Source organism: Terriglobales bacterium, assembly GCA_035624455.1.
Classification (GTDB): domain Bacteria; phylum Acidobacteriota; class Terriglobia; order Terriglobales; family Acidobacteriaceae; genus DASPRM01.
Genome location: DASPRM010000070.1, coordinates 1 through 3,668, shown reverse-complemented (window position 1 = coordinate 3,668; position 3,668 = coordinate 1). Strand labels below are relative to the sequence as shown.

Here is a 3,668-nt window from a genome sequence, read left to right as displayed (position 1 = left end):
TACGGTGATGTGAAGTGTCCCACCGCGCAACGAAACGCTGGATGCTGTTGAGCACATCAACCGCTGGGTTCACGGTTTGTGGTTTGAGATTAGTCCAGCGCGCTGCCGATGGCGCGACGTTTTTGCTTTATACAGCCTTTCCCCAGAAACGAATCACGGCAGAAATTGAATTAATTGACAAGTGGGAAGCGGGAAGCGCCGTAGTAAGGCCCCTCACGATCCCGAGCGGTGCCCAATTCCCCTAATCAAACCGCTAGGGATCTCATTCAGCAAAAAATTGTGCACCGTTAGTGAATGATGCGCTGATCCGCTTAATCACAGACGCGGTTCGGTAGCCTCTGGGAGATTTTGATTGCAGCCGCGGCTTTGAGAGTTTTGATGTTGATCTCTGACGCTAACTTCTGCTGATCGCGTGCGAGTGCAGGCGCTAGAGCGAGAGAAGCAACGAAGAAAACGAGTGCCGCCGTGGCGGCGCATTTCAATTAGCGCAGGCAGGCTGAGTTGCTCATGTGATTGGCCGCAGGGTCGCGCGGGCGGTGGATGCGCCGTCAGGGGATGCGCTGGGAGAGATATTGCGAGACGATGCTAAGCGCGGCCTTGACTACGCGTTCGCACGCGCCGGGTCACGGCCATACACATGAGGGACAAAGTCACGCTTTGCTCAATGGTATAGACTTCGCGCAGTAGCGCCGATCAACCGTTCAACGGCCCAAATCTCATCTGCGAGGCGACCCTGAATGTCCTTGAGCCGGGCAGCCATCGCGCGATTACCGCTGTCGGCGAGGAGCGACTTCACGTCTGATACAAGGATGGCAGCTTCACACAGGAACTCGCGCGCCTCTGTCAGCTTCGACGGGGTGGGTATATCCAGATGTAGAGCCTGAGCCATGATGCGTCCTCCGTAATCGTGGGCACCCCTATTGTGCAATGCACAATAATATGTTGCAATGCACAATAATCTTGTCAAGCGCGGTCGGTGAATTGCAGGCATGCGCGACTCTCATGTACCCGGCGCATGCAGTATTTGGCGGGTACAAGGAATCCGGCTTCGGCCGCGAGACCCACAAGATCATTCTCGATCATTATCAGCAGACCAAGAACTTACTGGTCAGCTACAGCCACCGTGGTACGCTGCCATGCAGGCGCACCGCGCAGTATCAACTGGGCTTTCTGCAGCGCCGGCTTCGGATGCCGTCGGACTTTCTCGTCTTCGATTTGCAATTTCGGTTGCGATGCCGGCGCGGCTTCCGCATCACGATTTTCGTCGAGCGCGCGGCGATAATCGGAAGCAGCGGTTGGAGCGGGTGGTTGTGGTGGGGGAGTGAGACGCTGGCGACGGTGAATCTCGACTTAACTGAAGAACCCTCAGCTACAAGCTGAGGGGTTCGGTTTGCTTCGCAAACCTGTTCGGCTAACGCCGACTAAAGCATCATATCGCCTCAAGGCGAGGGGTTTCCTCCCATTAGAGAGACACTAAAAAGTTCCACGCACGCTTCCCGTGTGTCGTGCGAGATTGCGCGCGCTCGACAGCCGCCCTGATGCAGGCCATTCCCCTTTGCTTGAGCGCAGGGGAATCGGGTGAACGCCGCGAACTCAACCGGCGGCGAGGCTTAGGAGATACTCATCGTCCCAGGCAGCGGCTTTCCGCTTTGCCCGGATGGACAATTTGCCGGGGGACCGGCGGGCGAGATTATGCGCCATATGCTTAAGTGTTACGAAGTTTGCTGCGGCGTTGCCCTCGCGGACCCGGCAGTCATCGTCGCGGAAGACCATGTCCATCACCCAATGCAAACTGTTCTCAACGGCCCAGTGGCCGCGGACGGCGATGGCGATCCGCTCTGCCGTATCCGTGAGTGAGGTGATGTAGAATCTGGTTTCCGTCTCGATTTTGTTTCCAGTTTCGCGCGTGCTTTCCACCATAATGATGGCATTCAGCCCCACCCAATCGTGCCGCTCCTGAAGCCAGGAGATATCGTGCAGCACCGTATATTTGCGCGTCTCGATACGGCCATGATCGCCGTCCACGGTCTCGTGCTGGCTGACAGCTGTATCCTTGAACCCGTTAGCTTTCTGTTCCGCCGCAAATAACTCAACGTCCTCGCGCAGAGCGCCTTGATTGCCCTTCAGCGCCAGAACGTAATCCGCATTTTTAGTCACGATCTGCTTGGCGATTTCTTTTTGGCAGCCCATGGCGTCGATGGTCACAATGGCTCCTTCAAGGCTCAACATGTTCAAGAGCTTAGGGATAGCCACAATCTCATTCGACTTCTCATCCACCTTTGTTTGCCCCAGCACCAGGCGCTGCCGGGCGGCGAAAGCAGACACCACGTGGATCGCATCGTTGGCGCCTTTCTTCTTATAGGAACGCCTGGAAGTTTTGCCATCGATTGCGATGAGTTCTGCCGGAATCTTGGTTATCGCCGAGACCCAGGAAACAAAGCAGCGCTGGAATGTCTCCGCATCAAGCACCGCGAATATTTCGCCAAGGCGGTCATGCGGAGGAGTTCCGCTCGGATAAGGTAGGAAGCGGCGGAGCAAATGGAGCTTCTTCTCCCCAAAAAGCGCGATGTCCGTGAAGGTCTCGGCCCCGGCCAGTACCGCCAGCAGGCACAGAAGCAGCACCTCGTTGAGCGCGTAGACGACCTTTCCCGGCTGCCTGGGGTCTTCCAGACCTGTAAAATGCTCAAGGAAAACAATACCCTCGCTCAACGCTCCGCTGTCCATCCCGGCCTCCATTCCCCTTGCGAATCAGAGGCCTAAAACAGATTCAGCATCCGCTTCTCATGTCACGCTCTTTTTCACCCGATTGCCCTGCGAATGATACCGACTCCGATTGACTGATTCCTGTGGAAGAAGGGATTCCCGGCGTGGCGCCATCCATGGCAGACACTACCGGTGCGGCGCTATAAGTGACCGTTTCCGACGCCGAAGTCTCCTTCGGTCCATTTGCGGTCTTAGCTGGGGAGACCGATTACTCGGCGTCAGCGAACGCAGCGAGCAGGGTTGATCCGACCTCCAAGTCGGTTGGAACACTGGTTCGCGCCCTTTCGCTCGGAAGCTCTTCGAATCCGCCTCTCGGGCCAAGGTTTCTAAGGGGTTGGAATAACACTCGATTTGCCTCGAACCGGATCGCGACACACTTAGCCGACTTGGCAAATGAACTCCACGACTTGACGCCCGCCGCCTTCAGCATGGGGGCAAGCAGCGCCTTCCATTGATCCTGCTTCGGATGCGGTACACCGTGTTGCGATTTCTCCAACGTCGCCAGCACACCTTTCCCTAGCTTGCCAATGTTCTCAACCTCGATGCACAAGAACGGTTCTACGGCTACGCCGACGCCGGCCGTCGTCACCGACACAGGACAGAGAATGACCTTATCTTTTCGCAGATACGCACATGCCTGCTTCAACGTCATCCCCGCGTCATTCCTTCTCCCGGCCGATGAGAGCAAGTGCTGCATCGAAGGTGGGCGCGATCAACCTTACGCTTTCGGCAAGGTCAATGTTCGTCATATCGAAAAAGATCAGGGGATGAGGCTCGGCGGTTCTGAGGTCGAACGCGACAGCTTCCCCTCCACCATTGCCTCCGATCACAAACAATCCTGAAAAAAATTCGTTAAACGCGCCTTATCGAGCAATTTCGGCGGCTTCTTCTGCCGGATAGAGAAC

5 protein-coding genes are annotated in these 3,668 nt (G+C 56.4%); 1 reads left to right on the top strand and 4 read right to left on the bottom strand.

Features of this window, described 5'->3' with window-relative positions:
• Nucleotides 1-661 precede the first annotated feature (661 nt).
• Nucleotides 662-889: a hypothetical protein gene (locus tag VEG30_07700; GenBank protein HXZ79797.1), complete on the bottom strand. Its 228-nt coding sequence runs from the start codon at nt 887-889 to the stop codon at nt 662-664.
• A gap of 71 nt (nt 890-960) precedes the next feature.
• Between VEG30_07700 and VEG30_07695 the strand changes: the two genes are divergently transcribed.
• Entirely contained in the window at nt 961-1,380 is a 420-nt protein-coding gene (locus VEG30_07695; protein HXZ79796.1) for a hypothetical protein, read from the top strand.
• 213 nt (nt 1,381-1,593) lie between these two features.
• Here VEG30_07695 and VEG30_07690 read toward each other — a convergent pair whose 3' ends face one another.
• From VEG30_07690 to VEG30_07680, 3 genes are all read right to left on the bottom strand, one after another.
• Nucleotides 1,594-2,724 carry an ISAs1 family transposase gene (locus VEG30_07690; GenBank protein HXZ79795.1) on the bottom strand — a complete coding sequence of 377 codons (1,131 nt, stop codon included), beginning with the start codon at nt 2,722-2,724 and terminating at the stop codon, nt 1,594-1,596.
• 247 nt (nt 2,725-2,971) lie between these two features.
• Nucleotides 2,972-3,415, bottom strand: a complete 444-nt coding sequence (locus VEG30_07685) for a hypothetical protein (GenBank protein HXZ79794.1) — start codon at nt 3,413-3,415, stop codon at nt 2,972-2,974.
• A 7-nt stretch (nt 3,416-3,422) separates the two neighbouring features.
• Nucleotides 3,423-3,593, bottom strand: coding sequence for a hypothetical protein (locus VEG30_07680; GenBank protein ID HXZ79793.1), 171 nt, complete (start codon nt 3,591-3,593; stop codon nt 3,423-3,425).
• Nucleotides 3,594-3,668: the final 75 nt, after the last annotated feature.